The sequence below is a fragment of the Streptomyces sp. F001 genome (genome assembly GCF_004187715.1).
Classification (GTDB): Bacteria; Actinomycetota; Actinomycetes; order Streptomycetales; family Streptomycetaceae; genus Streptomyces; species Streptomyces flavusporus.
Genome location: NZ_QZWF01000005.1, coordinates 36,818 through 61,368 on the forward strand (window position 1 = coordinate 36,818; position 24,551 = coordinate 61,368).

Genomic DNA, 24,551 nt, shown 5'->3' on the forward strand with positions numbered 1-24,551 from the left:
AAGGAACACTTCGGGAGGCGCCGGCGGCATGGGCGTCTCCCGGGATGAGGCGTCCGGCACAGCAGGCGCCGGGCAGCCGTGCCTCTCCTGGGCTCGACGGTGGGCGCGGCCGCACCGGGTTCCTGGTCCGGCCGCCCATGGGCTTGGCCTCCAGCCTTATGCCGACCGCACCCCATGCACAGTCCGACAGGTCCATACGGGGCAGGCCGAGCTGAGCCGGAATGTCAGTGACCTGCCAATACCTCTCCTCTGACACCCGTCGGCAGTACGGTGTCCCCCATGCGCCCCGACACGCCCGCCGAGACCGTCGACCACCACGCCGAAGCGGCCCGCCTGGAGCGAACCGCCGGCCTGTACCCCGAGGACGCCGAAGCCCTGCTCCTGAGGGCCGCGGCCCACCTGGAACTGGCCGGCGACCGCCCCGCCGCGTCCGCGCTCTACGACCGCCTGCTGTCTGCCGGCGCCCTGGAGAACCCTTCCCTGGTCCGAGCCCTGAAGGCCTCGAACCTGTGGGAGTACGGCCACGAGGCCGAGGCCCGAGCGATCATCGACGGCATCCGCACCGCCTCGCCCCGGGACCCGGCCCCCTGGGTGATCATCGCCGAGGCCCTGGAATCCCACGACGAGCTGGAGGCGGCACAGGAGACGTTCACGGAGGGGGCGCGCCTCCTCCTGACGGATGTGACGGAACCCCCGTATTCGACACATCCGCTGTTGTTCGGCCGCCACCGGGTACGCCGGATGCTGGGCATGGCCCACGACGAATGGGACCTCCTGGCGGACACCCTCCACTCCATGCCGATCTCCCTGGACGAACTGCACGACCCGAAACGGGTCTGGTCCCTCGGCTCGAACAACCCCGCGGAACTGGAGGCGGAGATCTCCCGCCTGCGCGCGGAGCTGGGCGCGTACCGAGCGGCGTTGTCCCGTCCCTTCCCGGTGGCGGTGCTGCACTGGCCGGCGGGGGAACTGGCAGAGCTGGTGGCTGCGTATCCGTCGCTGGCCGCGGAGTATTCCTCACATGAGGAGCACCTGGCGACGATAGAGGCGTCGCTGCGGGAGCTGGCGTCCTCGGGGACGCCGAACCTGGGGATTGTGACGGGGACGGTGCCGTCGTATGAGGCGTTCGCGGCGTCGGAGGGGGCGTCGCCAGGGGAGGCGGACCTGCTGCCGCAGTATGCGACGACGTTGGCGAGGGGCGGGCGGTTGCCTGGCCGCCGCAGAAGGGGCGGGTGTTGGTGTGGGTCGGGAGGGTTTACGGGGGGTGTCACGGGGTCGGGGCCTGACGTCGGCGGCGCTGCTCACTTCCTGGTCGGCGGGCCCTATTTGTTCCGATCCCGCTACTCCTCCACAACTCGCGCACGCTAACGTCATATGCGACCAGCTGAATTGGCACGCCCTCACGGGCATGTCCTGGCCCGCGAGGAACTTGCATGCCGCCCTACCAGCCGTCATCGGAGTGGCAGTTCGACGTACCCACCAGCGGGAGCAAGCGGCTCCCTCCGGCGGCCAGGTCGTTCGAATCGCTCGCGCACCAGGGCTACAGCTTCGAGGCGGCCATCGCCGACCTGATCGACAACTCCATCGACGCGGAGGCCCACAACATCGTCGTGAGCTTCCTCCGGGACACCGGTGAGCGAGGCGGCCGGGACCGCCTCGTCGGCCTGCTCGTCATCGACGACGGCCAAGGCATGGACGAGGCGGGCCTGGACACGGCGATGACCGTAGGCGGGCGCGAAGGGTACGCCGCCAGCGCCCTCGGACACTTCGGCGCCGGATTGAAGGCCGCCTCGCTCTCGCACGCCGACGCGCTCACGGTGATCAGCCGGACCAAGCGCAACCCGTCGGCCGGCCGCCGCTGGCTCACCGCCCGCGCGCAGGCCGACTTCACCTGCGACATCGTCGACGCGAGGTACTGCCAGAACCTGGTCGACCGCTATGACGGCATCATCGGCTGGAACGGCACGATCGTGCGCTGGGACCATGTCCGCGCGTTCGAGACCATCACGGACGGCCAGACCGACCGCTATCTCAACGACGCGATCGAGCGGTTGGAGACCCACCTCGGCCTCTACCTCCACCGATTCCTCGCCCGTGACGGCTTCCACATCGACATCGTCGTCGAGGATGTCCACACCCGGGAGGAACTGGACCATCGGGGCGTGGAGCCCATCGACCCGTTCGGCTATCGCATTCCGGGCCGCGCCGGTTATCCCCGGACGTACGTCGCTCCCGTCGAGGGCGTCGGCGACGTCGCGCTCGAGGCACACATATGGCCGCCCAAGTCCCCGCTCGTCGCTTTCCGCGGAATCGGCCCGCTCGCCGAACGCCAGGGCTTCTACCTCTACCGCAACGACCGGCTCGTCCAGGCCGGCGGCTGGAACGACACCCGCAGCCCCGAGGGCCACCTCGCCCTCGCCCGGATATCCGTGGACCTGCCGCCCGAGCCCAACGACGTGTTCTCCCTGACCGTCAAGAAGGACGGCGTCCAGGTCACCCCAGCCTTCGCCCGGGGCCTGGAGAAGGCCACGGACCCCGAGACCGGCCACACGTTCACCGCCTACGTCCAGGAAGCCGAGGCCACCTACCGCGAAGCCGCCCGGCGTCGCACGGAGGTCAAGCGCAGTGCCGTCATCCCGCCCGGCAAGGGCATCGACCCCAAGCTGAAGCGGACGCTGCGGGACGAACTGCCGCAGTTGGAGGGCGGGGAGCCCATCACCTTCACCTGGGCCCGCCTCGACGTGCCGAACGGCGCCGACCCCGCCGATCTGCTCTTTACGATCGACCACAAGGAACGCCGGGTCGTCCTCAACAAGGACTACCGGCACGCCTTCAACGGCACCCGGCGCGGCGGCTCGAACGACGCCCCGGTCCTCAAGAGCCTGCTCTATCTCATGCTGAACGAGATCTTCCAGAAGGAGCGGGTCTGGGCCAACCAGACCGACCGGATCGCCTTGTGGAACAGCGTGCTCATCACCGCGGTGCGAGCCGAACTCGGCCGCGCCGAGGGTTAGTCCCGGCCCCCGCACCTGTCCATTCTCAGAGAGAGCCTCCCAGCCACAGTGAACGCCGAGTACACGCCTGCTCCCGACCACCTCTCCGACCTCCACGGCGAGGTCCTCGACGCGATGAGCCGACGCGGCCCCAAGCACTTCGCAAAGCTTGCCTTCGTGCTCGCTGACACCGACGAACCAGCGGACACGGACATGTCCCGCTTCCGTGACCGCATCCTGGCCGCCGGTCCCGGTGACGAGCTGCTCGCCCTCTGGCGCCGCAAGCTGACCTCATGGGACTTCGAACAGTCCCCTACTTGGTCGGCCACCGCGCCGCGCACCCCGGAGCGCCGCGCCGAGGTCTACGACAAGCTCGTGTTCGGCGCAGATCTGCGCAAAGCGCTCGACGCAGTCGTCCCGGTCCACACGGAACCGGGTCCTGTCACCATCAGCCGTGAGTTCCAGCCCTGGTACACCCGGGAACAGGCGGCGAACCGCTCCTTCTACTGGACTTCGTACGAGCGGCTGTTGCGCCGCAAAGGCTGGAGCGACGCGGCGGTCTCCAGTTTGGACGAAGCCGCCCATGCGGTCGTGGAACGGCTTTCCGACCCCACCCGTGACGACCCTTACGGCGCACGGGGGCTGGTCGTCGGCTACGTACAGTCCGGCAAGACCGCCAATTTCACCGGCGTCACAGCCAAGGCCATCGACGCGGGCTACCGCCTGGTGATCGTCCTCGGCGGCACTCTGAACCTACTGCGCGGCCAGACCCAGCGCCGCCTGGACATGGAACTGATCGGTCAGGAGAACATCCTGGGCGCCGCCGACCCGAACGACCCGGACGCCCTGGTCGGCATCGACTACCAGGACGACGAGGACTGGCCCGCGAAGTTCGTCTCGTTCGGTGCCCGCCCCTCCACGCTCGGCGCCTTCGACATCGAGCGTCTGACCTCTCGCGACCGTGACTACATGGCATTGGAGCGCGGCATCAGCGCCCTGGAGTTCGAGAAGCCGGACCGCACCCGCCCCCTGTACGAGCCGGCGAACCTGCATGCGGCCCGCGCCCGCGTCATGGTCGTGAAGAAGAACAAGTCGGTACTGGAGAAGCTGGTCAAGGACCTCAAGAAGATAGGCCCGATCCTCGGCGAGATACCGGCCCTGATCATCGACGACGAGTCGGACCAGGCCTCGGTGAACACGACCGACCCGAAGAAGTGGGAGGACGGCAAGGTCACCCGCACCGCGATCAACGGCCAGATCAGCAAGCTCCTCAAGCTCCTGCCCCGCGCCCAGTACGTCGGCTACACCGCGACTCCTTTCGCCAACGTATTCATCGACCCGGGTGACGAGGAAGACCTCTTCCCGCGCGACTTCCTGATCTCCCTCCCCCGTCCGACGGGCTACATGGGCGTTCAGGACTTCCATGACCTCGACGCCATCGACGACGGCGAAGGCGAGGCCGAGAAGACGCATGTCCGAGGCATCTACGACTCCACGGGCGACCGACTCCAGGAAGCGCTGGACGCCTTCGTCCTCACGGGTGCTCTGAAGCTCTACCGCGCCGATCACGGCGTCCCCTCTGGCCCGTTCCGGCACCACACGATGCTCGTGCACGAATCGGTCCGCATGGCCGAACACGCCGCGCTCGCCCTGCGCATCAACACCATGTGGCACAACGCCGCGTACACGGGCCCGGAGGGCCACACGCGCCTTGCGTCCCTCTTTGACAGGGACTTCCACACCCACGCGGCCGACTCGCTGCCCACTCCCACGACGTACGCGGACCTCAAGCCGTACGTCCATGAGGCCCGTCGCCTCATCAACAAGGGCGGCACCCCCGTCATAGTCGTCAACGGCGACAGCGAGCGCGACTACGCCCAGCCCGACCTGGACTTCGACCGCACCCCGAACGTCTGGAAGATCCTCGTCGGGGGTACCAAGCTGTCCCGGGGCTTCACGGTCGAGGGCCTGACGATCACGTATTACCGCCGCACGACACAGCAGGCCGACACTCTGATGCAGATGGGCCGCTGGTTCGGCTTCCGGCCCGGGTACCGGGACCTGGTGCGGCTGTACATCGGCCGCGAGGAGACCCTCGGCCGCGGCCGCAACGCCAAGACGGTCGACCTGTACGAGGCCTTCGAAGCGATCTGCCGCGACGAGGAACTCTTCCGCGCCGAACTGGCTCGCTACGCCCCCTTGGTGGACGACCGCCCTCAGGTTACGCCGGCCCAGATCCCGCCGCTGGTCGCACAGCATCTGCCGTGGGTGAAACCGTCGGCTCGGAACAAGATGTTCAACGCTGAGCTGGTGGAGGTACGGTCGCCGGGCAAGCCGATCGAGCCGGCGGCCTACCCGCAGGACGCCGATATGACCGTGCGGAACACCGAACGCTGGAAGCCCGTCCTCGCGGCAGTCAGCGGCACCTCAACGACCTGTGTTCTGCGGCCGGATGAGACGTCGCCGCTGCCCCGCAGCTTCCAGGCAGCGAGCACGGTAATCCCGCACACTCAGCTTCTTTCCATCCTCAGCTCGCTGGAATGGGAAGAGGGCAACGTTCTCGCCCCGCACCTGACATATCTGTCCCAGTTGGACGGGCGCCTGGCCAAGGTCGACGACTGGCTGGTCATCGCTCCGCAGCGCACGCAACGCAACCGGATCGAGGCAGCCGTGCTGGGCGAAGGCCCCTTCTCCCTGTTCCGCCGAAGCCGTCAGTCCGGAAAGCTGTCCTTTGGCCGTATATCGGGTCTGGAACACCGCTTGTACGCACAACAGTTGATCGACCAGCCAGACTCGGCCTCCGTTGGAGACAACGGCCCAGCTCTAGGGGCGACTCGAGGCGTAGTGCTCCTGTATCCCGTCGTCGAGGCCACCGAGGACGATGAGGTGAAAGCTGCTGCCGCGACCGGGGTGGCCGCAGCTGACCGGGTCATCATGGCGTTCACCGTGATTCCGCCGAAGGCAGCCATCGACTCGAAACGGCAGCTCGTGCGCTTCCAGACGAAGGACTCCACTCGTCCGGATGCGGTTATCGTCGAAGCGTTCTGAGGCACCACAGCTCCACGCGTGACGGATGACTCACCGACGGGGGACACCATGCTTCCTTTCGAAGAAGCCGACATCAGAGCCGCTACTTCGGTCGCCCTGCGGCATGCAGCGGCCGGACCGGACCCTGAACTCGACAAGGTCTACGAGCACATCAGGGCGCTCGACCCTACGGGCCGAAGGTTTGCCAGGGTTCTTCGCGACACGATCGATCAGCTACTCAACGGCGAGGCCACTGGACGCTATGACTGGAAAACGCTCTTCAAGACCGAGAAGACCCACGCGGGAACCCTGGTAGAGATCAATTTGCAGCGTGAGTTCAAGTTCGTGGACGGCGACGCGATGGACTACCAGATCGCCGGCGTTGACGTGGACTGCAAGTACTCCCAGCAGTTTGGCGGCTGGATGATTCCGCCAGAGGCGGTAGGCCATCTCTGTCTGCTGGCTTGGGCGGACGACTACAAGTCGCTGTGGAGCATCGGCCTCATCCGGATACGCAATGAGTGGCTGAACACGGGAAACAACCGTGACCTCAAGCTCACCATCAAGGCCGACCACCGGGACAAGATCCAGTGGTTGTGGCGCGATGAAAAACTCCCCGAGAACGTGCTCCTCCACATGGATGCCGCAGACCGGGACACCGTGTTCGCCGCGGGCTCGGGTCAACAGCGCTTGAACGAGCTCTTCCGACGTGTACAGAGGCGATGCATCGGCCGCAACGTGGTGCGCACGGTGGCTCAGCAGAAGGACTACATGAAGCGGGTCCGCGGTAATGGCGGCTGCCGGTCAGCCCTGAGGCCCGAAGGAATCCTCATCATGGGTGACTATGCCAGTCATCGCGAGATCGCCGACCGGCTCGGCCTCCCGCTTCCGGAGGAAGGCGAATTCGTCAGTGCCCAGGTGGTCCCCGCAGGATCTCATCACGGGGACGCCGCACGCGTCTCCCTGGACGGGCGGGAATGGGTCCTCGCCCGGCCGGACGACGCCATTGGACCCGCCCCGGCCCTGCCTTCACACACCAGACAGGACTGACCATGAACGCGCCGTTCGCAACCAACCTGCTCGGATGGAAGAAGCTGGAGAAAACCAGCAAGCTCGTCCCCAACAACGCGGACTCCGACAGCGACACGTCAAAGCTGATCGCGAAGCACGTTCTTGAGGCACTCGGAGTAGAACCCGATGTCGTGCTTCCCGACGCGCCGGACAGTCTTGGCCCCGCATTGGAACACGCGGTCTGCGATCATCTGAAAACCGCGCTGCCTGCCGAGGCTCCGGGATGTGTCTGGCATGTTGACCACAAGAAGACCGTGGCTGACTTCGCTCAGTATGAGCACTTGGACAGAGTGGCCAAAGCGGTGCGCGAGAACGCTACCCTCCGTGTTGATCTGGGCCGCGATTACCTCATCAAGCCAGACGTCACGATAGGCATCACGCGCCCCCCGGCAGAGACCGCCGCCCGTCCTCATCTGCATGCGGCGGTATCCTGTAAATGGACAATCAGGTCAGATCGTGTACAGAACGTACGTCACGAGTTCCTCCAGATGATCAGGCATCGGCGCGGCCGACTCCCTCATCTGGTGGTGGTGACTGCAGAGCCCATGCCTAGCCGGATTGCCTCAATCGCCCGTGGGACGGGAGAAGCCGATGCCATTTACCATGTCGCCTTCGACGCCCTGAAGACCGCAGTGGCCGACGTCGGCAACAGCAAGCAAAGGGACGATCTCAGCGAGATCATCGAACAGGGCCGTCTCCTCCCGTACGGAATGCTGCTGCCAACTCTGTCCGGCTGGTAACCACTCACCGCAAATGACTACTCCCGCATCCCAACCAGATCAGCCGCAGGCCGCATGGACGCCCCCCGAGGGCTCCTGGGCCTCCTCCGCCGCACGCCGCCGCAACATGCAGGCAATCCGAAGCCGTGACACCACCCCGGAGCGCCTCATCCGCCGGCTGGTGCATGCCCAAGGGCTGCGATACCGAGTGGCGGCCCGCCCGCTCTCGGACCTTCGCCGTACCGCCGACATGATCTTCCGCCCCGCAAAAGTAGCCGTCTTCATCGACGGGTGCTACTGGCACGGCTGCCCTGAACATTACGTTCCCCCGAAGACCAACCCCGGCTATTGGTCCGACAAAGTAGCCCGGAATATCGCCCGCGACCGCGATACAGACGAACGTCTGCAGGCGGCTGGCTGGCTCGTCTTGCGGTTCTGGGAACACCAGTCAGCGGAGGAGTGCAGTGATGCTATCTGCCGAGCGGTGACATCCAGGCGCCCAGCCGCGCCAGGCAGCAGGCCGGACACACCTACTGAGCGAGGGACATCTTGAGCACCCTCCGGGCCGTGGCGTTATCTCCAATCCTCATAAACTCATAGGCAATCTCGGCGAGTTGACGCCCATCACGCCCTGCCTGCGCATACCCCAGGATCATGTCTGCTTCAGGACGCAGTCCACCCGCCCTGCACGCGGCCACCGCGTTCGCCACTTCTGCCGGGCCGCCCGCCAGGCCGACATGCCTCAGAATGCCGGCAACATCCTCGGCCCTTCTGGTCCGCTTCAGGGCCAACAGGTTCACCGCCGGGGGCCACCGCCCTTGGCTGTGTTGCCGGTCCCCCTGCTGTGAGGGGACCGGCAACACAGATGCCTGGCAGTTCGCGCAGAGAAGCGCCGGCGGTTCACATACCTTCAGCCGGAGATCCTCGAGCTCTTCCCAGGTGACCGGCATGCGGGCGCGATTCTTCCGCGCGGTGGACTCTGCTAGGTCGTAGAGCGCACGGACCACATCTCGCTTGGGCTTGCGTATGCGTGCGTTGAGCAGGTCGGAGAGCGCGCTCGCTGAGGTGTCGCAGCCGCGGTTACGGCTGGCCAGTGCCGCATGCGTCTGTCTCAGCGACAGCCCGATCACCGGCACAAGACCACGCAAGGCCCTAGCCAGAGCCTTTCTCTCATCCGGAATTCCTTCCTCCAGTTCCCTGAAGTGGCCAGGTCGTGGCACGCCAGCTCCTTGAGTTCTCACGGCACAGAAACAGCAGCATTCGACAACAGTGTGCCGCTACTCATCGCCAACTGGCGCCCCACGCATGTCCGGATACGCATCTGGACACTCAATCACTTCCAATTCAGACGGACTTGGAGTTCCGTTGTGCCCAACGGGCCACTGTCGGGATCAATCGTCCTGACACACAGTCAGGCTGGCCCACTCATGCTCTGCGAGGTGGCGGATGAGCACGGCCTTGCCTTCATGGCAGGACAGCAAACTGGGCACGATGAAACGCGCCGCACTCTGGCTCGTCCAGGTGGTCGGTGAAGGGAACATCTTCACCAAGGCTGACCTGCGTGCGGCCTTTCCGGATGTGGCCCAGATCGACCGCCGTATGCGCGATCTCCGCGATTTCGGGTGGAAGATCGATACCAACCGCGAGGACATCGACCTCGGCACCAACGAGCAGCGCTTTGTACAGCGCGGCGCACCCGTCTGGGAACCGGGCCGCGGCACTAAGCCCAAGAACTCAATCACGGTGACCCAGCGCCGGGAGCTGCTCGCCAGCTACAACCACAAGTGCAGTTCGTGCGGCGCTACTCCGGGAGATGCGTACGCCGACTCCGAACTCACGGCTCAACTCGACGTTACCAAACGCGAAGTCCTGCTGCCGGACGGCACGAAGGCCCTTCAGTACGTCGTCGAGTGCAACCGCTGCCGTGTCGGCGGCATCGGTTCCACGTACGACGTGTCGGCCTTGCTCTCCGAAGCCGCCTCGCTGCCCTCACTCGAACTCGACATCCTGAAGTCTTGGATCAAGCAGGGCGCCCGGACGTTCAGCTCCGTCGAGAACATCTGGGCGAAGTACCGCGCACTGCCGGCTGAGGCACGCGAAGCCTTTCGTGACGGCCTGAACTAAGCGCCTGCGGGCCCTTGCCGGAGCTCGACACGATTAGTCCCCCACAGCTCACTCCAGCTACGAGAGGTACCAATGCCGACGGATTTCGGCGTCCCCCCGATCGCGGATGAGAACCGCGCCCTGGTCGAGCAGCGACTTCAAGACGCCCGCGCAGGTGACGCAGTGCCTGAAACACTCCGCGTGGAGTTCCGGGGCCGCCCTATACACGTCGAAGTCATCGACATGCCAGTGGACCGGCTCTACTACAACCCCACAACGCACAGGGTCAGTGCGCAGCGCGCCCACGACCCGTTGCAGGAACAGGAACTGGAGAAGGACCACTGGTCCGACGCCGGCCAGAGCTATCTGCATCACCTGCTGACAGCAATGCCCTCTGACCCGCACCAGCGCGACCCGGACTTCGACAAGCTGAAGGAGAGCCTTCGCGAACACCGCCAGAACGAGCCGGGGCTCATCTCCCGTGAAGGCGTTCTCGTCAACGGCAACACCCGCCGGGCCGCTCTCAAAGAGCTGGGTGTCCAGTCCATCCGCGTGGGCGTGCTACCGGCCAGCTGCACCTGGGACGATATCCGCTCAGTCGAACTGTCGTTGCAGCTCAGGCCGGACCGACGACGCGAGTACTCCTACGTCAACAAGCTGATGGCCATTGAGGAGCAGATCAGACTGGGTCTGCCCCTCGCCGCTATCGCAAAGCTGTTTCACACTTCAACGCCGGCGCTGGAGCGAGACACATGGGTTCTTGGACAACTGCGTGACTTGGTCAAGCGCAGCGAGAACGGCCGGGTCAAGCTGCGCCTCATGGACTTCGAGGACGCTAAGGAAAGGTTCGCCGAGCTGTACCGGACCTACGTCAAGGAGAAAGCTAAGAGTAAAGAAAAGGCTGACGCTCTTCTTGAGTACCGGCTGGCTGCCATTGTTCTCGACGTCGCCAAGACCGACATCCGCGCCATCCGAACCGACTTCCGGGAGAAGTACCTGGAGCATCGACTGCCTGAAGCGCTCCGTGCCATGGCACCAGAGCAGCCAAAGGCGGTCTCCATCCCCGGTCTCAACCGCTCCGTGCCGGCACCGAGTTCCGAAACGGCCAAGGCGCGTGCCCTCACTGACATCCTTCTCAGGGCGAAGGCCACACAGAAGTCCGGGACCGTTGCGACCCCCGAGGAGATGACTGAGGCCAACCGCTCCGTGTCTGTACTGGAGGGTGCGTTCGACGAGTCGATCAGAGCCGCTCATAAGGCGAACCGCGAGCAGAAGAAGCGGCTCGCAGCTCCCGACCGCATCATCGCCGCGGTTGACGATCTCCAGCAGTGCGTCACAGACCTGGTGCTGGCGCGGGGCAACAACAGCCTGGATGAAGGCGCCTTTGATGACACCCTGATCGCGCTCAGGCAGGCGCTGGCCAAGGTGTCAGCCGAGGCCTCAAAGAGTATCCAGCTCCCGGGTGAGGGCCTGTCGTGGCTGCGTGAGGCCGTGGGAAGCGAACGATGACGCACTCTGACCTTCCGTCTCTCCGCATCACCTTCGACGTCACACGGACACGCGCAGTACTCCGTGCCCGGCCAGGCCTCGAAGCGGACTTCGGCATGCTGGCCACCCGGCTCACTCCGGGTGGCCAGCGTGGTCCGCTCGCGTCCGATGCCGACCTGGACAGTTTTCTGTCCTCCATCGGTGAACTGGCGGACTGGCCCCACGCTGACGTCGAATGGGAACCTGAGCTGGCCAACCTGGTCACCGACGTTCTGGACGACGCTGAGACCGTCCAGGCCCGGCTCAGCTCCCCGCCTGGCGAAGCCCAGCGGGCACGGCTTGCGCCAGAGGACATCCCTGCATTGCTCGGCGCAGGCTGGAAGGCAGACCTCACCTCATTCCAACTCAGGGATATCGGTGAGTTGTTGTCCCTGGGCCACGGTGCGAACTTCAGCGTTCCCGGAGCCGGAAAGACCCGCACGGCACTGGCTGTGTTCAGTGCTCTGCGTGAGCGAGGCGAGGTCCGGCGGCTGCTCGTCATCTGCCCCAAATCAGCGTATGAGGCCTGGACTTTCGAAGGGGATACCTGCTTCAAGGAACCCCTGCTGACTTCCGTCATGGACAACGGATCCCTTGAAGCAGAAGCTGATGTAGTCCTGGTCAACTACGAGCGGCTGTCCGGCTCCGTGAGCCGTCTGTCCGAATGGCTGCGCACGGTCCCAGCGATGCTCGTGCTGGACGAGGCGCACCGTATGAAGCTCGGAGCCCGCGGCACCTACGGATCTGCTTGTCTTTCGCTAGGGCCGCTAGCCCAACGACGCCTCATCCTCACCGGGACGCCAGCCCCCAACGGTGCCCGAGATCTGGAAAACCTGCTTTCGTTCGTCTGGCCAGGACGCGGCAAGCAGCTCGTTGTCAAAGCTGTCAGCGGTGGCGATCTGGCCTATGCGAGCCAGGTACTGCGTCCGCTGTTCACCCGCACGACGAAGAAGGAGCTGGGTCTCCCTCCGTTTGAGCCTCTTGTGCGCTATGTCGAACTTCCCCCACTGCACCGCGAGTTGTACAACGCGCTCAAGGGATCCCCGTCCGCACGCCAGGGCGATCTGACCTCTCTCGGGAAGGCCGCGATGCGCATGCTGATGGCTGCGATCAGTCCCGCCCTGCTGGCCCCGGGCGACAACGTCTACGATCCGCTTGTCTTTCAGCTGCCGGCAGTTGACGCCTCCGCCGGCGACTCACTGCACACGCTGCTCCAGCGGCTCCCTCAGCATGAGCTCCCGCCCAAGTATGCGGAAACCGCGCGGATCGTCGCCAGGAACGCGCAGGTCGGCCGCAAGACACTCGTATGGACGGGGTTCATCCGAAGCCAGAAGACCCTGGAACAGCTACTGGCACCGCACGCCCCTGCTTCCGTTTACGGCGCCACCCCGTCCCCGGATAGGGAAGCTGAGCTCAGCCGCTTTCGCGAAGACCCGTTGTGTATGGCCCTGATCTCCAATCCCGCGACTCTTGGTGAAGGCATCAGCCTTCACCAGGTCTGTCACGACGCGGTGTACGTGGACCGCGACTTCATGGCCGGGCGCTTCCTTCAGAGCCTTGACCGCATTCACCGGCTGGGACTGCCTCCAGACACCGAGACACGCGTGACTGTCCTGACGGCCCGAGGCACGATCGATGAAATCGTCGCCCTGCGCCTTGAAGAGAAGCTGAACTTCCTGGGCAGCGTGCTCGACGACCCCGCGGTGCGCCAACTCGGCGATCTCCAAGAGGAGGAGACCACAGGACTAGGCATGGACGCCGATGACATCCATGCCCTCCTCGCGCATCTGGACAGTCGACTCCCGTGACGGGTGGCTGAGCAGCAGTACCTCTCCTGTGCGGTGCTGCCCAGCCGCCCTCACTCACCGGCTGTTACCACGCCTGCGGTCAGCCTTGAGCACCTCGATGATCGATTCACCGATTGCCTGCGCGACGGGGGGCGGAAACGCGTTACCGACCTGCCGGTACTGAGCCGTCTTGCCTCCGCTGAAGTCCCAGTCCGTCGGGAACCCCTGAATGATCGCGGCTTGCCGGACCGTGAGCATCGGACCGTCGGCACCGAACAGATCCCTGTCCTCGGTGCCAGTCGGCTGTCCATTCACGGGCGCGTTGGCCACGCCCATGCCCGAGACGCCCAACGCTCGCCACGCTTTCTTGGCGCGGCTCGGACCAAGGTCAGCACCTCCGTGCTTCTTGGAGCCGCCCACAAGTGTGGGAGCCACATCCTTGTCAGCCACCTTCTTCCAGTCGTTGAAAACCTGCCATGCCTGGGCGGCCCGCGGCCCATCCGCAAACGGCTGGATGCGCTCGAGCATCGTGTCCTCAAGTGCCTTGAAGACCGTGACCCTCTCGGCACTGGGTGCGGGAGCTTCGTACTTCAGATCCTTGAGGACGTCCTTGCGGAAGGCAACGAGGATGGAGCGGGGCCGAAGCTGTGGTACGCCGAACTTCTCCGCTTCGTAAACCTCCCACGCCACAACCTCATAGCCGGGCAGCCCATCGTCGGATGGTTCCATCTCCTCAAGCGCGGCCTGGATTCGTGACCTGTAGTCGTCGAACTTGGCGTCCATGAGGCCGCGGACGTTCTCGATCATCACGGCTCGTGGACGGATAAGCTCGGCCAGCTCCAGGATGCGCGGGAAGAGATCACGATCATCGTCCTCACCGAGCTGCTTGCCAGCGTGGGAGAACGGTGGGCACGGCACACCACCGGCGAGCAGGTCAACCTCACCTCTGCGATAGAGGCGGGCGCTCTTCACCAGGTCACGCTCGGGATCAAAGTCCACCACGTCTTTGCAGAGAACGTCGCAGTTGTCGCGTTCCCAGTCCCACTTCGGGAACGCCTCGATGTTCTTACGCAGTGTCGCCGCCGCGTACTTGTCGATCTCAACGAGGGCAAGATGCCTGAAACCGGCCAAGTGCAGTCCGATCGCCTGTCCACCCGCGCCGGCGCAGATCTCGATCGACGTGTAGCCCCGGTCAGTCCCGGTCATGACCCCTCCTCTTGCACGAATTCCACTGACGCCTCATACGGCAGCCATCACAGAGGGTGACATGACCCACTGACATTGCGACTCGACACGGCGGCATCCACCAGTGTGCGGCATCCCCTGCCCTACCTTGGTCACGAACAGCACAGCATTTTTCGAATGCTCGTACGATACCGTTGTGGCGAGAATCAACTGGACGCGTGACGAGCTGTTGCTGGCCTGTGCGCTCGTTGTCGAGAACGGCTGGCGTGAGCTGCGGCCTGCCGACAAGCGGGTGCAGAACCTGTCCAAGATCCTCAGGAAGCTCCCTCTGCACGATGGCGCGGCTGCAGATCCGAAGTTCCGCTCTCCTGGCAGCGTCAGCCGCAAGACGGGTGACATCGTGACAGCCCGTCTCGGCTATCACGGGGTCACTACGAAGGGCGGGCAGCTGACCCGTGAGGTGGTGGCCGACTTCACAAAGCGCACCGACGAGATGCTCTCCGCCGCCCAGGCTCTGTACGCGGGCGTGGCATCCAGCGAGCTTGTCCGTGTACCCGCCCAAGAAGGCGAGGGAGCCTTGGGACGCGAGGGGCAGCTCCTCAGACGCTGGGCCCTCTACCGCGAGCGGGACAAACCTCTGCGCGACCGGAAGATCCAGGCGGTACTGGAAGAGGGCATCCCGCTGCAGTGCGAGGTGTGCTCGTTCGACTTCACCACTGCCTACGGTGAGCTGGGAGACGGCTACATCGAGGTGCACCACAGGCTGCCTCTCCACATATCGGGGGTGACAGAGACCCGGATCGCGGATCTTGCTCTCCTGTGCGCGAACTGCCACCGCATGTGCCACAGGACCTTCCGCGGAGAATCCTGGCGCACCCCCGCCGCCCTCCGGAGGCAGATGCGGAAGTCCGTTTAAACGGCGCCCCACTAGGCCGCGTCCGCTTCGGCTTCGTAATGCATCTGAGCTCTGTCTAGGAAGTCGTCCGGATCATGGCCGCGGGCAGCGGTCCAGTGCAGCAGGTCCGCGATCAGCTCGATCGCGGACTCTTCGAGGCCGGCCTCCCGAGGGCCAGGCCAGCGGCGAGTCCCCTGGTAGTTCTCAAGGGCTTCCGCCGCTCGCTCAATACGCCGACATCCACGCTGGGCGCTGAGTGCGATCTCGCACCAGACCGCCTTGCCGACCGCCGTAAGCACCGTTCCCCAGTCCACGGCCAGCGCGGTGAGCAGGTGCAGGCCACGGCCGCACTCCTGGTCGCAGTCCACCGTCCTGACCGACGGGCTCACGGGACTCTGGTCATGGACTTCAAGCCGCAGCCGCTCCCCCCTCCATTCGAGGATCAAGGTCGCGGATGCACCCTCACCGACGTGCTTCACGACGTTGGTGGCCAACTCCGTAACGAGCAACTCCGCCTCGTCGACCGAGACAGGTGTGCCCCAGCGGCTCAGTTGCTTGACCGCGGCTCTGCGTAACAGGCGCACCTCCGCCGGCGCCGCCTCGAAAGGCAGAACACAGCGGAGCCGTGGTCCGCTGACTTCATAGCCGGGCATGGCCACTCCTCCCTCCCAGGCCACGCGCGCACTGCGCCTTCCGTATCCGTACGGATGCGCTGCGTAGCTGTCGCTGGTCCGAGGATGGCACAGAGAAATCTCTCCATGTAACTTCTCACGAGAATCCATCGAGTGAATCTGGTGGTCATCACGCTTCACCGCTGCCTAGCCTGGCGGGGATCTCCGGGCCGTCGCCCGCCCCATGGCGAAGGAGCCGCATGTCCGAACGGACCACAACACGCCGCCGTCAACTGGGCGTGATGATGCGCAAGTTGCGCGCCCGTAAGGCGCTGACCCTTGAGGAGGCGGGGAGGCTAGTCGGGGTATCGAAGGCAACGATCAGCCGGTATGAAACACAGTCAGGGCCGGTCAAGTGGATCGTCATCGACGCGTTGTGCCGTGAGTACGGGGCAACTGAGGCGGAGCGCAAGGCCGTTGTCGGGCTCGCGAAAGACGCCAAACAGCAGGGATGGTGGAGCTCCTTCGCCGACTCCATCCCCGAGGGCATGAACCTGCTGCTCACGCTTGAGGACGAAGCCGTACGCGAGAGTCACTTCTCCTGCGTCTACGTCCCTGGCCTTCTGCAGACTCGGGCGTACAGCACCGCGCTGCAAAAGGCCAACGAAGTACCCCTCGAACCAGCGGAGATCGAGCGGCTGGTCGACATCCGCATGAAGCGGCAGGAGATCCTCGCCCGTCCGAAGCCGCTGCACCTGTGGGCGATCCTCGACGAGTCCGTGATCCGCCGTGTGGTCGGGTCACCGCAGACGATGAGAGAGCAGCTCGACCGGCTACTCGAATCGAACGAGTCTCCTCACATAACGCTTCAGGTGTTGCCCTTCTCAAAGGGGGCTCACGCCGCTGCCCTTGGCAGCTTCGTCATCATCGGCGGCATCGAACCGGCCCTCGACGTCGTGTACGTCGACTTCCACACCGGCTCCCTCTTCCTGGAGAAGGACGAGGAACTGGACCGCTACAGACTTGCGTTCGAGTACCTCCGCGCACAAGCGTTGGACATGGAGGCCTCCTCCGCTCTGATCCATCACGCCCGCAAGGAGCTGTGAATGTCCGTCGCCCCTCCGCCCATCTACGAACCGGCGTGGTTCAAGTCGTCGTACAGCGGTGGCAACGCCACCGAGTGCGTCGAGACTGCATTCGTGCACTCGGGAGTGCTGATACGAGACTCCAAACACAGAAGCGGCCAGCCCATCGCGGTCTCAGCAGCCGCGTGGACCCGCTTCGTAGCAGAGGCGCGGCAGATGCAGCGCTGAGCTGTCTACTTGGAGGGCGAGCATCATGTTCGTGAGTACACCCGAGCGTTCGACGGCCTCCGGGCGGCGGCCCTGAGCCCTCAGCGTTCGGCACAGCTGATCGAAACGGTCTTGAAGGAATACACAAGGTGAGCATTGCAGAGCCCAGTAGTTCCAGCCGTCCGACGTGGTTCACGTCGTCCTACAGCAACGGTGCCGGCGGGGAGTGTGTCGAGTGCGGGCTGATGGAGCACGGCGCTGTCCTGCGCGATTCCAAGCTGTCGGGAGGGCCCGAGGTGACCGTGGGAAGCAGGGCTTGGCGTTCCTTCGTGGCGGCCTTGGCCCAGGGACATCCGGCCCTCTGAGGGAAGGTCCATTCCGGCTGCAAGATCTGTAGGACACTGGCCGTAGGACAGAGGATCAAGGAGCAGATCGTGAGCGCACAGCACGCGCAAACGCCCGTTCCTGCGCCGTTGCCATTGAGGACCATCGGCGACATTCGAGCGGCTCTGCGGTCCGGGCACGGCTTCCCCGACGACCGGGAGTCCTTCGAAGCAGATCTTCAGCATGCGCTGGAAACGTCGACGGAGACGAACCTGAACGCGGTGGCCGCGGTGATCGTCGATTACCGGGGCAGAATCCGTCTCTACCAGGAACCTGACTTCGACATTGCAGTGCAGGAAGGCATCGACCTCACAGCCCGGATGAAGCGGGAGAGCCAGGACCGGTGACCGGCGTAATCGCGGCCGTGACAGTCAGGGCAGCCGATCGGGCGAAGGCCTCGGAGTGGAGCAGGCCCTTGAAGCACTGCGACAGGAGCTGGAGCAGGCGCCGCGACTCGGGGTGCTGCTAGGGCCGACCCAGACAGACGGCACGGAGGTCCGCAAGACGCGGATCGAGCCCCGGGACGGTCTGCCGGGGTTGGCGGTGGCGTATGTGTACACCCCGTCGCCTCCGCCTCCGACGGTCGCGATCGTCGCAGTGACCCCGGACGACGGCTCCCCCCGCCGAGTAGCCCGTCATCCCGGCGGCAGCTGGCGAGCCCGGGCCGACTCCCGCAGTCGCGGTCCCTCTCTTGGCCGCCGAGTAGACCAGTTGCAGCGGTGTCCCGCGCCCATGGACACCAGTGTCAGGGTCGGCATCCCCACCCCACAGGGCCACCACGGGTTTCGACCGCCTGCTCCGAGCAGGCGGACTCCATGACCTCCAACGCGGCCTTGTTCCGCGCCAGTTCCTTCTCCAGAGGCCCACCTGGCGGCGCAGTTTCTCGTTCTCCGCCTCGGCAGCAGACTTCTTCGGCCGGGCCGGGCTGGTGCGCTGGTCGACCAGCTTCTCCAGGGCCCCGGCATCCCGCGCGGCCCGCCGCTCCTTCACGTGCGAGTGGTACAGCCGCCCGCGGCACAGGACCGCGCCCTTCTCGTTCTTGGGCGCGGCGTCGTACTTGGCCACGATCCGCAGCTTGTACTCGGCGCTGAAAGCACGGCGCTTCGGCCGGGGAGCCGGATCGGATCCGGCGGGCTTGGTGCTGGTCATGAGGGGTGGTTCTCCTGTCGTGCCCTCTCAGGCCAACCCGACAAAGCGGGGCGTCTCACCAAAGGCTGGCAGAGAGGGTCCTGATCACGACGCTACTCGGGCGAGCGTCAAACCCCTTCGCAGCGCCGACCACCCGATAGGCCAAGTTGCCCACTCCCTCAACAAGCGCAGTCCGTCCGGCAGGATGTGGCCGGCTCGGCGGTCCAGGTCGGCGGAGTCGCTGTGCCGAAGATCAACTACCCCACTACAGGAATAACTCCGTGGCGTCATAGACGACCACTGCGTATCCGACCTAGCGTCATCCCCGAGGCAGGGAACGGCCCTGCCCGACGCCAAGGGGGAACGATGGCGCGTGAGGAGCTGACCCGGCTGACTGGCAACGGGAACGGAGAGTGTGGGGGCGATGACTGCCCCAACGTCTACCGAACGGCCTCAGGGTCATTCGTGATCCAGGGAGGCGTATCGAGCGTCTTCGACCCGCCGAAGGGGGAAGCGCTCGTGGAAATCCCGGAGTCGGTTCTGAGGGAGGCTGTCCGTGCTCTTGGCTGGTGAGGACTGGCGGAGGACGTTCGACGCCATGCAAGAGGAGGCGTGGCGGCTGGAAACTCTGCCTGTCTACCGGGTGCCGCAGGAGGAAGAGGCGATCCGCCGATTCCTGGCCGGTGAGCCGGTCAGGCGCGAAGCGACGCAGCCTTGGTTTGATCGGGTCAAGGCGTATGTGGCCAGCGGCCGCAGTGTTGGGCGAGTGCACATCGTCACTCGGCCCCTCTCGGACTACCTCCGCTTCGAGTTCGAGCACTACCGCCACAACGTAGAAGCCGGAGAGGCCGTCCGTATCCTGGATGTGACCAGCCGCCCCAACCCCCTTGATGGGGTTCAGGACTTCTGGATGTTCGACCGTTCTCAGATTGTGCTCATGCACTACGAGCCGGACGGGACTCAGACCAACCGGGAAGTATACGAAGGCGACCCGGAGCCATTCCGGGAGTACCAGCGCATCGCCCTCGCAGAATCGGTGCCCTTTGAGGAGTATGTGAAGGGCCTTGACGCTTGACCCTGAGCAGCTAGGGCAATCGAAAGCCGACCTAGCCGAGACACTGAGAACGCTGCGTAAGCGAGCCGGACTGTCCCAGGTCCGGCTCGCTGGGCGTTGCAATGTGTCTCAATCCAAGATCAGCAAGATCGAAACCGCTGAGATCACGCCGAGCCTGGTCGACGTAGAACTCATCTTGCGGGCGCTCGGGGCCCCTGAGCAATTGGTGGCCGAAGTCACGGCTCTGGCGCGGCTGGCAAACACCGAGTGGCAACCCATCCGCTCGTCATGGCGGCGCGGCCTGGAGAAACGTCAGGCAGAGTTGGCCGGCCTGGAGACCGAGTCCAGAGAGCTTCGGTACTTCCTCCCGGCGATGATCACAGGCTTGTTGGCCACCCCCGAGTACATCCGCGCCAGCCTCGAATATTCACCGGGAGACGTCTCGAAGACCGTGGCTCGAAAGCTCTCGCGGCAGGCGGTGCTCTACGACAGCACGAAACACTTCACTTTCCTGCTTACGGAGCAGGCTGCGAGGTGGGCCGTGGTCCCACCACCCGCCATGGCTGTGCAGATCGATCACCTGGCTTCTTTGTCTCATCTGCCCAACGTGCGAATAGGACTCATACCTATTGGCACGGCCATAAATCGTGGACCCATGAATACTTTCACGGTGTATGATGACAGGCTGGCCACTGTCGAGACGTTCACCGGACGAACAGTATTCCGCGACGCCCGCGACATTAACGAACATCTGGACGTTTTTCGTGAGTATGAGCAGAAGGCTCACTTCGGAGACACCGCCAGGACCCTTCTTCAGGAATGGGCCACCCTCTATCGTTGATCTTTAGTAGACAACGGGAATAAAGCTCGGCTACACCCGCTAACCGGTGGAATATGGATGAGCAATGAAGCCGGGGAGGATCGATGGCGGGTACGCAGAAGCCTCAGGAGTACGAACTTTCAGAATTTCCTGCGGAACCAAAAGCATCGCCAGGTTGCGGCGCGTGTCTCGGTATTTGTGTACGTCGAGATGACGCCCGCTCCAGAGGCGACTACAGCGCCGCATCCGACGCAAATGTGGACCTGCGTCGGCACCAAGCGGCGGCGCACGCGTCATGAGCGGGGTACAGGAATCCGGATTCCTTACCGACCGTCCTTTGATGACCATGCGCGTCTCTCGTGATTCTGGGCGGACTTGGGGATCTGAGCGAGCCGTCTTTGCTACGGATGACCTCCCGCCCCTCCTCACCTCGGAATGGCCCCCGTGCCAGTGCCCACGCTGCATGGGGCGCGGTGGGTTCTCCAACCGCTGAAGCGGCTCTCTCCCCTCTATGGACTCCCGCCCGCCACGGGCGGCGGCGGTCAGTCATGGCCGTGGCAGTTGAGCAGGAAGGTGCAGTGATGCTGGACGGAACCGATGTGTACGGGCTCGACATCAGCGGGGCTTCCTTCATGAAGGCGTGTGGAGGCCCTTGTACCGAGGGCTGCGTGACCCTGGCCCGGATCGGCGACAACGCCTGGGCCCTGGGTGATAGCAAGCAGCCGGACGCGGTGCCCCTGCGGTTCACGACGGAGGAACTGACGGCAGCCGGTATCGACCCGGCACGGTTCGGCCTGTCTGTCTGAGCCACTCCTCTGCAGCCGGCCCCGGCCAACTCCTCCATGGATCGGGGCTGGCTGCTCCTTCGATTTTCGACGGCGAAATGGAATGAGTGGTGCACCATCACGGCTTTCTGTGGACCGGTCCGAAGGAGCGCTTTGACGATGAAGCTCTGCGGCGGCCCTCGCATCCCGAGCCGCCCCCGGCAGGAAGCAAACCAGAGCTGATCCAGCGCTACCGGGAGGTGGCGGCGGAGTTCCCCACTTCTGATATGCCGCCGCTGGAGCCCGCGTATTGGCTCGTCAAGCCGCGGTCCCTGGTCCGTGGTACGTGGGATGAGACGAAGGAGGCGGCAGCCTGGCTCGGGGAGCAGCTGGCGGAGTACGCACCTCGGTTCGCCTCGGAGAGATGTCGCAACACCGCCCACCTGGCGCTGCTGGTCAACTCTGCCGTTGAGAGGCTGGATTCGGGAGCTGATGTGTCGCTCGGCTTCTATCTCGAACGCCCCTCGTTTCTGTCACTGGCAGTGGTGACGTGCCTCCCGAACCGTTCGAGGCCTGAACTGGCGTGTCCTGTCCAGTAGCAGCCGAAGCGACAAGGCCGTACGGCGTCCAAGTCGTCGTAGAGCGGGCAGCAATGCATCGGGGAGAAGGCGTGCCGTGCTTACGCGAAGGGGATCCATCCATGTGGCCGACCTGGCAGGCGAAGAGAGAAGCGGCGTGACGAGTATGGTCCCGTGGCAGCAACGGCTTTCCACCGGCACGGAATCCACCCAGGAAGAGGTGATCGGGTGGTACCGGCAGACGCGGCATGGCAAGGCGTACGTTCCCGAAATGATCTGGGGCACGCTCCAGACCGAGAGCTACGCCACCGTGATCCTCCGCCAGGTCGTGGACTTTCTCGGCGTACCGGACGATGTGGCGGCGGGGGTGGCCAAGCGGATGGAGCGCCAGCAGGTCCTGTACGACGGTGAGCACCATTACGAGGTGGTTCTCGGCGAGCAGGCCTTGTATACGAACATCGGTGGGCCGGTGGTGATGCGAGGGCAGATGGAGCGGCTCCTCCGTGACATCGACCTCCCCTCGCTGTCTCTCGGCATCCTCCCCACCACAGCCGAAGTGGCCGTCCATCTCATGCCCGGATTCGACATGTACGACGGTGGCCGAGTCCACTACGAACTCGTTTCCACCAGCGCGGACATCACTGATGCAGACGAAATCGCCCTGCATGAAAAGGCGTTCAGCGCGCTCAGCGACGCCGCCTGCTACGGAGACGCGGCCAAAGGACTGATCACCAAAGCCTTGGCCTTGTGGAGCAGCAACTGACTCTTCGGCTACCGGGCGGGGGCGTTGGAGTGCTCATCAGCGCCGACAGAGCTACTGAGGATTTCTGCCTGGGGTGAGGCCGCGGCGAGCCCGGCGAGCTCGTCCATCAGCCGGGGATCAGCCCGTGCACGGCCGCCGCCTCCCGGCCTGCCGCCGCCGTTTTCGATGCCACACCGGCACGAGTACACCAGCCACCACGCAGGAGGGCGGCCGGATCTCCGGCGCGGGCCTGGGCAGGTTCGCCGCGTAGGGCTGTCACAAGCGGAGAGGCCGTCTTGTCCTGTCTGTGGACAGTCCCTGTTTGGAGGAATACATGAGCGCTGAGCACGCACACCTGCCCCCAGGCATTGAGGTGATCACGATCCTGCCGGAGGCTGCGGCCCGGATCCCGGCCGGCGCCGAGGCCAGGACCATCCGGGTCACCCTGCCGCCCGGTGACCCCGGCGCGCCGCCGCACCGGCACCCCGGGCCGCTCTTCGGCTACGTGACCCAGGGCGAGATCCTCTTCGAGCTGGAGGGGCAGCCGCCCCGGGTGCTCAAGGCCGGTGACGCCCTGTTCGAGCCCGGGGGCGACGTGATCCACTACCAGGGCGCCAACAACCTTCCGGACGCGCAGTCGCAGCTGGTGGTGACCATGTTCGCGCCGGCGGGTGCCCCGGTTCTGACCGTGGTCAGCGCGGAGGAGCTGGCCGAACGACGACACCTACGGGTTACCCAGCCATGATGACCACCAGCATTCCGGATCTCTCTTTCCGTCCTGGCAGCGTCCCGTCCAGCAGGACGAACGCCTCCGTCGACGCTCCCCCGGGCTGCATCGGTGAGGGTCGGGCGAGGGCGGCCAGGACGTCGACGGCCTCGGTGATGTAGCGGTAGGTGGTGGTGCCGATCTCGAACCCGGCCACGAGCTGGGCGTACGGGTGGCCGTTGCGGAGGTGGGCGAGGGCGAGCAGGGCTGGACGGCCCGCGTTCAGGCGCCGCCACCAACGTCCTGTTACAGCCTGTTGCCGATCAAGCACCCGCGATAGCCTGACCTGTGCCTTGTACGGCACAACCGGCGACACGCGAGGGGGATCGTGGAGGGGCGCGACGTGCGAGGGCACTACGAGGAGTTGGCAGCCGAGTACGACGAGCACTGGGTCTACGGTCCGGACTATGTTCCCTGGATGTCCGGCCGGATCGCCGAGGCACTGCGTCTCGCCCCCACGGACCGGATCGCCGACATCGGTTCCGGGACGGGCCTGTTCGCCAGGGAAGTGGCCAAGCAGCTCCAGCCTCGCCAACCCATTCTGTGCGTCGATCCTTCCGCAGCGATGCTCAGTCAGCTCGGGACGCCTCCTCCGGCCGATCTGACGCCGATCGTCGCTTCCGCCGAGGACATCGCCGAAGGGCGTGCTCGTCTGCCGTACGAACAGCTCGATGCGATGTGGCTGAAAGAGTCGGTGCACCACGTGGCCGATCCGGCACACACGCTCCGCGGCCTGGCCGATCGGCTGGCGCCCGGAGGGCGGCTGCTGGTGGTGATGCTCCCGGCCAGTATCCAGTACCCGCTGTTCAAGGCGGCCCTTGCGCGCTTCGAGGAGTTGCAGCCGGACCCCGCCGTTGTCGAGGGACATCTGGACGCGGCTGGGCTGGAAGCCGGTCTCAGCTACGTCGAGCATGAGCTGCGTATCGACCGGGACAAGTACTTCGGCATGGTGCGCGCCCGCTACATGTCGTTGCTCTCCACCTTCAGCGACAGCGAGATCGAGAAGGGCATCGATGAGATGCGCGTCGCTCATCCGGAGCCCGTTCTGGTGTTTCCCGACCGGTTCGCGTTCGTCCTCGGCCGGCGACGTGGGGAGTCCGTGTGA

General features: G+C 65.1%; 25 protein-coding genes and 3 pseudogenes. 23 read left to right on the forward strand and 5 right to left on the reverse strand.

The window, feature by feature from the left end; translation table 11 throughout:
- Positions 1-279: 279 nt before the first annotated feature.
- The 6 genes and pseudogenes from StrepF001_RS20290 (at position 280) to StrepF001_RS20315 (ending at position 8,363) form a co-directional block, all read left to right on the forward strand.
- Positions 280-1,286, forward strand: a pseudogene (locus StrepF001_RS20290) (hypothetical protein).
- Between the two features lie 147 nt (positions 1,287-1,433).
- Positions 1,434-3,014 carry an ATP-binding protein gene (locus StrepF001_RS20295; RefSeq protein ID WP_129799668.1) on the forward strand — a complete coding sequence of 527 codons (1,581 nt, stop codon included), beginning with the start codon at positions 1,434-1,436 and terminating at the stop codon, positions 3,012-3,014.
- 114 nt (positions 3,015-3,128) lie between these two features.
- Complete coding sequence (locus StrepF001_RS20300) at positions 3,129-6,041, forward strand: Z1 domain-containing protein (RefSeq protein WP_129800065.1); 2,913 nt, start codon at positions 3,129-3,131, stop codon at positions 6,039-6,041.
- 48 nt (positions 6,042-6,089) lie between these two features.
- Positions 6,090-7,070, forward strand: a complete 981-nt coding sequence (locus StrepF001_RS20305) for a NaeI family type II restriction endonuclease (protein ID WP_129799669.1) — start codon at positions 6,090-6,092, stop codon at positions 7,068-7,070.
- A gap of 2 nt (positions 7,071-7,072) precedes the next feature.
- Positions 7,073-7,831 carry an NgoMIV family type II restriction endonuclease gene (locus StrepF001_RS48085; RefSeq protein ID WP_129799670.1) on the forward strand — a complete coding sequence of 253 codons (759 nt, stop codon included), beginning with the start codon at positions 7,073-7,075 and terminating at the stop codon, positions 7,829-7,831.
- A 13-nt stretch (positions 7,832-7,844) separates the two neighbouring features.
- Positions 7,845-8,363 (forward strand): very short patch repair endonuclease, encoded by a 519-nt coding sequence (locus StrepF001_RS20315; RefSeq protein ID WP_129799671.1) that lies wholly within the window; start codon positions 7,845-7,847, stop codon positions 8,361-8,363.
- Here StrepF001_RS20315 and StrepF001_RS20320 read toward each other — a convergent pair.
- Entirely contained in the window at positions 8,341-9,030 is a 690-nt protein-coding gene (locus tag StrepF001_RS20320; RefSeq protein ID WP_129799672.1) for a hypothetical protein, read from the reverse strand. The genes StrepF001_RS20315 and StrepF001_RS20320 overlap by 23 nt on opposite strands.
- A 226-nt stretch (positions 9,031-9,256) precedes the next feature.
- On the opposite strand from StrepF001_RS20320, the gene StrepF001_RS20325 reads away from it, so the two are divergent.
- The 3 genes from StrepF001_RS20325 (at position 9,257) to StrepF001_RS20335 (ending at position 13,248) form a co-directional block, all read left to right on the forward strand.
- A complete protein-coding gene (locus StrepF001_RS20325) occupies positions 9,257-9,934 on the forward strand; it encodes a hypothetical protein (RefSeq protein ID WP_165396314.1) in 678 nt (225 codons plus the stop codon).
- 72 nt (positions 9,935-10,006) lie between these two features.
- Positions 10,007-11,422: a ParB/RepB/Spo0J family partition protein gene (locus tag StrepF001_RS20330; RefSeq protein ID WP_129799673.1), complete on the forward strand. Its 1,416-nt coding sequence runs from the start codon at positions 10,007-10,009 to the stop codon at positions 11,420-11,422.
- Complete coding sequence (locus StrepF001_RS20335; protein WP_129799674.1) at positions 11,419-13,248, forward strand: DEAD/DEAH box helicase; 1,830 nt, start codon at positions 11,419-11,421, stop codon at positions 13,246-13,248. The genes StrepF001_RS20330 and StrepF001_RS20335 overlap by 4 nt, the downstream gene beginning before the upstream one ends.
- 54 nt (positions 13,249-13,302) lie before the next feature.
- Here StrepF001_RS20335 and dcm read toward each other — a convergent pair whose 3' ends face one another.
- Entirely contained in the window at positions 13,303-14,433 is a 1,131-nt protein-coding gene (dcm, locus tag StrepF001_RS20340; protein WP_129799675.1) for a DNA (cytosine-5-)-methyltransferase, read from the reverse strand.
- A gap of 175 nt (positions 14,434-14,608) precedes the next feature.
- On the opposite strand from dcm, the gene StrepF001_RS20345 reads away from it, so the two are divergent.
- Positions 14,609-15,328, forward strand: coding sequence for an HNH endonuclease (locus StrepF001_RS20345; protein WP_129799676.1), 720 nt, complete (start codon positions 14,609-14,611; stop codon positions 15,326-15,328).
- 11 nt (positions 15,329-15,339) lie between these two features.
- Here the strand turns inward: StrepF001_RS20345 and StrepF001_RS20350 are convergent, their stop codons facing one another.
- Positions 15,340-15,960, reverse strand: coding sequence for an ATP-binding protein (locus StrepF001_RS20350; RefSeq protein ID WP_129799677.1), 621 nt, complete (start codon positions 15,958-15,960; stop codon positions 15,340-15,342).
- Positions 15,961-16,178: 218 nt separating this feature from the next.
- On the opposite strand from StrepF001_RS20350, the gene StrepF001_RS20355 reads away from it, so the two are divergent.
- The 5 genes and pseudogenes from StrepF001_RS20355 to StrepF001_RS20375 all read left to right on the forward strand — a co-directional run bounded on the left by StrepF001_RS20355 (position 16,179) and on the right by StrepF001_RS20375 (position 17,941).
- Positions 16,179-17,024: a helix-turn-helix transcriptional regulator gene (locus tag StrepF001_RS20355; protein WP_129799678.1), complete on the forward strand. Its 846-nt coding sequence runs from the start codon at positions 16,179-16,181 to the stop codon at positions 17,022-17,024.
- Positions 17,025-17,231: a DUF397 domain-containing protein gene (locus tag StrepF001_RS20360; RefSeq protein WP_129799679.1), complete on the forward strand. Its 207-nt coding sequence runs from the start codon at positions 17,025-17,027 to the stop codon at positions 17,229-17,231.
- Positions 17,232-17,363 (forward strand): annotated as a pseudogene (locus StrepF001_RS48090) (Scr1 family TA system antitoxin-like transcriptional regulator); the annotation flags it as partial.
- Positions 17,360-17,575 carry a DUF397 domain-containing protein gene (locus tag StrepF001_RS20370; RefSeq protein ID WP_129799680.1) on the forward strand — a complete coding sequence of 72 codons (216 nt, stop codon included), beginning with the start codon at positions 17,360-17,362 and terminating at the stop codon, positions 17,573-17,575. The pseudogene StrepF001_RS48090 and the gene StrepF001_RS20370, both read left to right, overlap by 4 nt.
- A gap of 69 nt (positions 17,576-17,644) precedes the next feature.
- Positions 17,645-17,941: a DUF6247 family protein gene (locus StrepF001_RS20375; RefSeq protein ID WP_165396315.1), complete on the forward strand. Its 297-nt coding sequence runs from the start codon at positions 17,645-17,647 to the stop codon at positions 17,939-17,941.
- Between the two features lie 118 nt (positions 17,942-18,059).
- Here the strand turns inward: StrepF001_RS20375 and StrepF001_RS20380 are convergent, their stop codons facing one another.
- Positions 18,060-18,743 (reverse strand): hypothetical protein, encoded by a 684-nt coding sequence (locus tag StrepF001_RS20380; protein ID WP_129799681.1) that lies wholly within the window; start codon positions 18,741-18,743, stop codon positions 18,060-18,062.
- 345 nt (positions 18,744-19,088) lie between these two features.
- On the opposite strand from StrepF001_RS20380, the gene StrepF001_RS20385 reads away from it, so the two are divergent.
- From StrepF001_RS20385 to StrepF001_RS20425, 7 genes are all read left to right on the forward strand, one after another.
- Positions 19,089-19,295: a hypothetical protein gene (locus StrepF001_RS20385; protein ID WP_129799682.1), complete on the forward strand. Its 207-nt coding sequence runs from the start codon at positions 19,089-19,091 to the stop codon at positions 19,293-19,295.
- Complete coding sequence (locus tag StrepF001_RS20390) at positions 19,279-19,797, forward strand: DUF6879 family protein (protein ID WP_129799683.1); 519 nt, start codon at positions 19,279-19,281, stop codon at positions 19,795-19,797. Before StrepF001_RS20385 ends, StrepF001_RS20390 begins: the two co-directional genes overlap by 17 nt.
- On the forward strand, positions 19,787-20,617 hold the full coding sequence (locus StrepF001_RS20395; RefSeq protein ID WP_129799684.1) for a helix-turn-helix transcriptional regulator: 831 nt from the start codon (positions 19,787-19,789) through the stop codon (positions 20,615-20,617). The genes StrepF001_RS20390 and StrepF001_RS20395 overlap by 11 nt, the downstream gene beginning before the upstream one ends.
- A 560-nt stretch (positions 20,618-21,177) precedes the next feature.
- Positions 21,178-21,402, forward strand: a complete 225-nt coding sequence (locus StrepF001_RS20410) for a DUF397 domain-containing protein (RefSeq protein ID WP_129799687.1) — start codon at positions 21,178-21,180, stop codon at positions 21,400-21,402.
- Between the two features lie 89 nt (positions 21,403-21,491).
- Positions 21,492-21,959, forward strand: a complete 468-nt coding sequence (locus StrepF001_RS20415) for a hypothetical protein (RefSeq protein ID WP_129799688.1) — start codon at positions 21,492-21,494, stop codon at positions 21,957-21,959.
- Between the two features lie 103 nt (positions 21,960-22,062).
- Positions 22,063-22,701 carry a DUF5753 domain-containing protein gene (locus StrepF001_RS20420; protein WP_240797594.1) on the forward strand — a complete coding sequence of 213 codons (639 nt, stop codon included), beginning with the start codon at positions 22,063-22,065 and terminating at the stop codon, positions 22,699-22,701.
- A gap of 313 nt (positions 22,702-23,014) precedes the next feature.
- Entirely contained in the window at positions 23,015-23,425 is a 411-nt protein-coding gene (locus StrepF001_RS20425) for a cupin domain-containing protein (RefSeq protein ID WP_129799689.1), read from the forward strand.
- A gap of 37 nt (positions 23,426-23,462) precedes the next feature.
- Here StrepF001_RS20425 and StrepF001_RS20430 read toward each other — a convergent pair.
- A pseudogene (locus StrepF001_RS20430) lies at positions 23,463-23,681 on the reverse strand (transposase family protein); the annotation flags it as partial.
- A gap of 183 nt (positions 23,682-23,864) precedes the next feature.
- On the opposite strand from StrepF001_RS20430, the gene StrepF001_RS20435 reads away from it, so the two are divergent.
- A complete protein-coding gene (locus tag StrepF001_RS20435; RefSeq protein WP_240797595.1) occupies positions 23,865-24,551 on the forward strand; it encodes a class I SAM-dependent methyltransferase in 687 nt (228 codons plus the stop codon).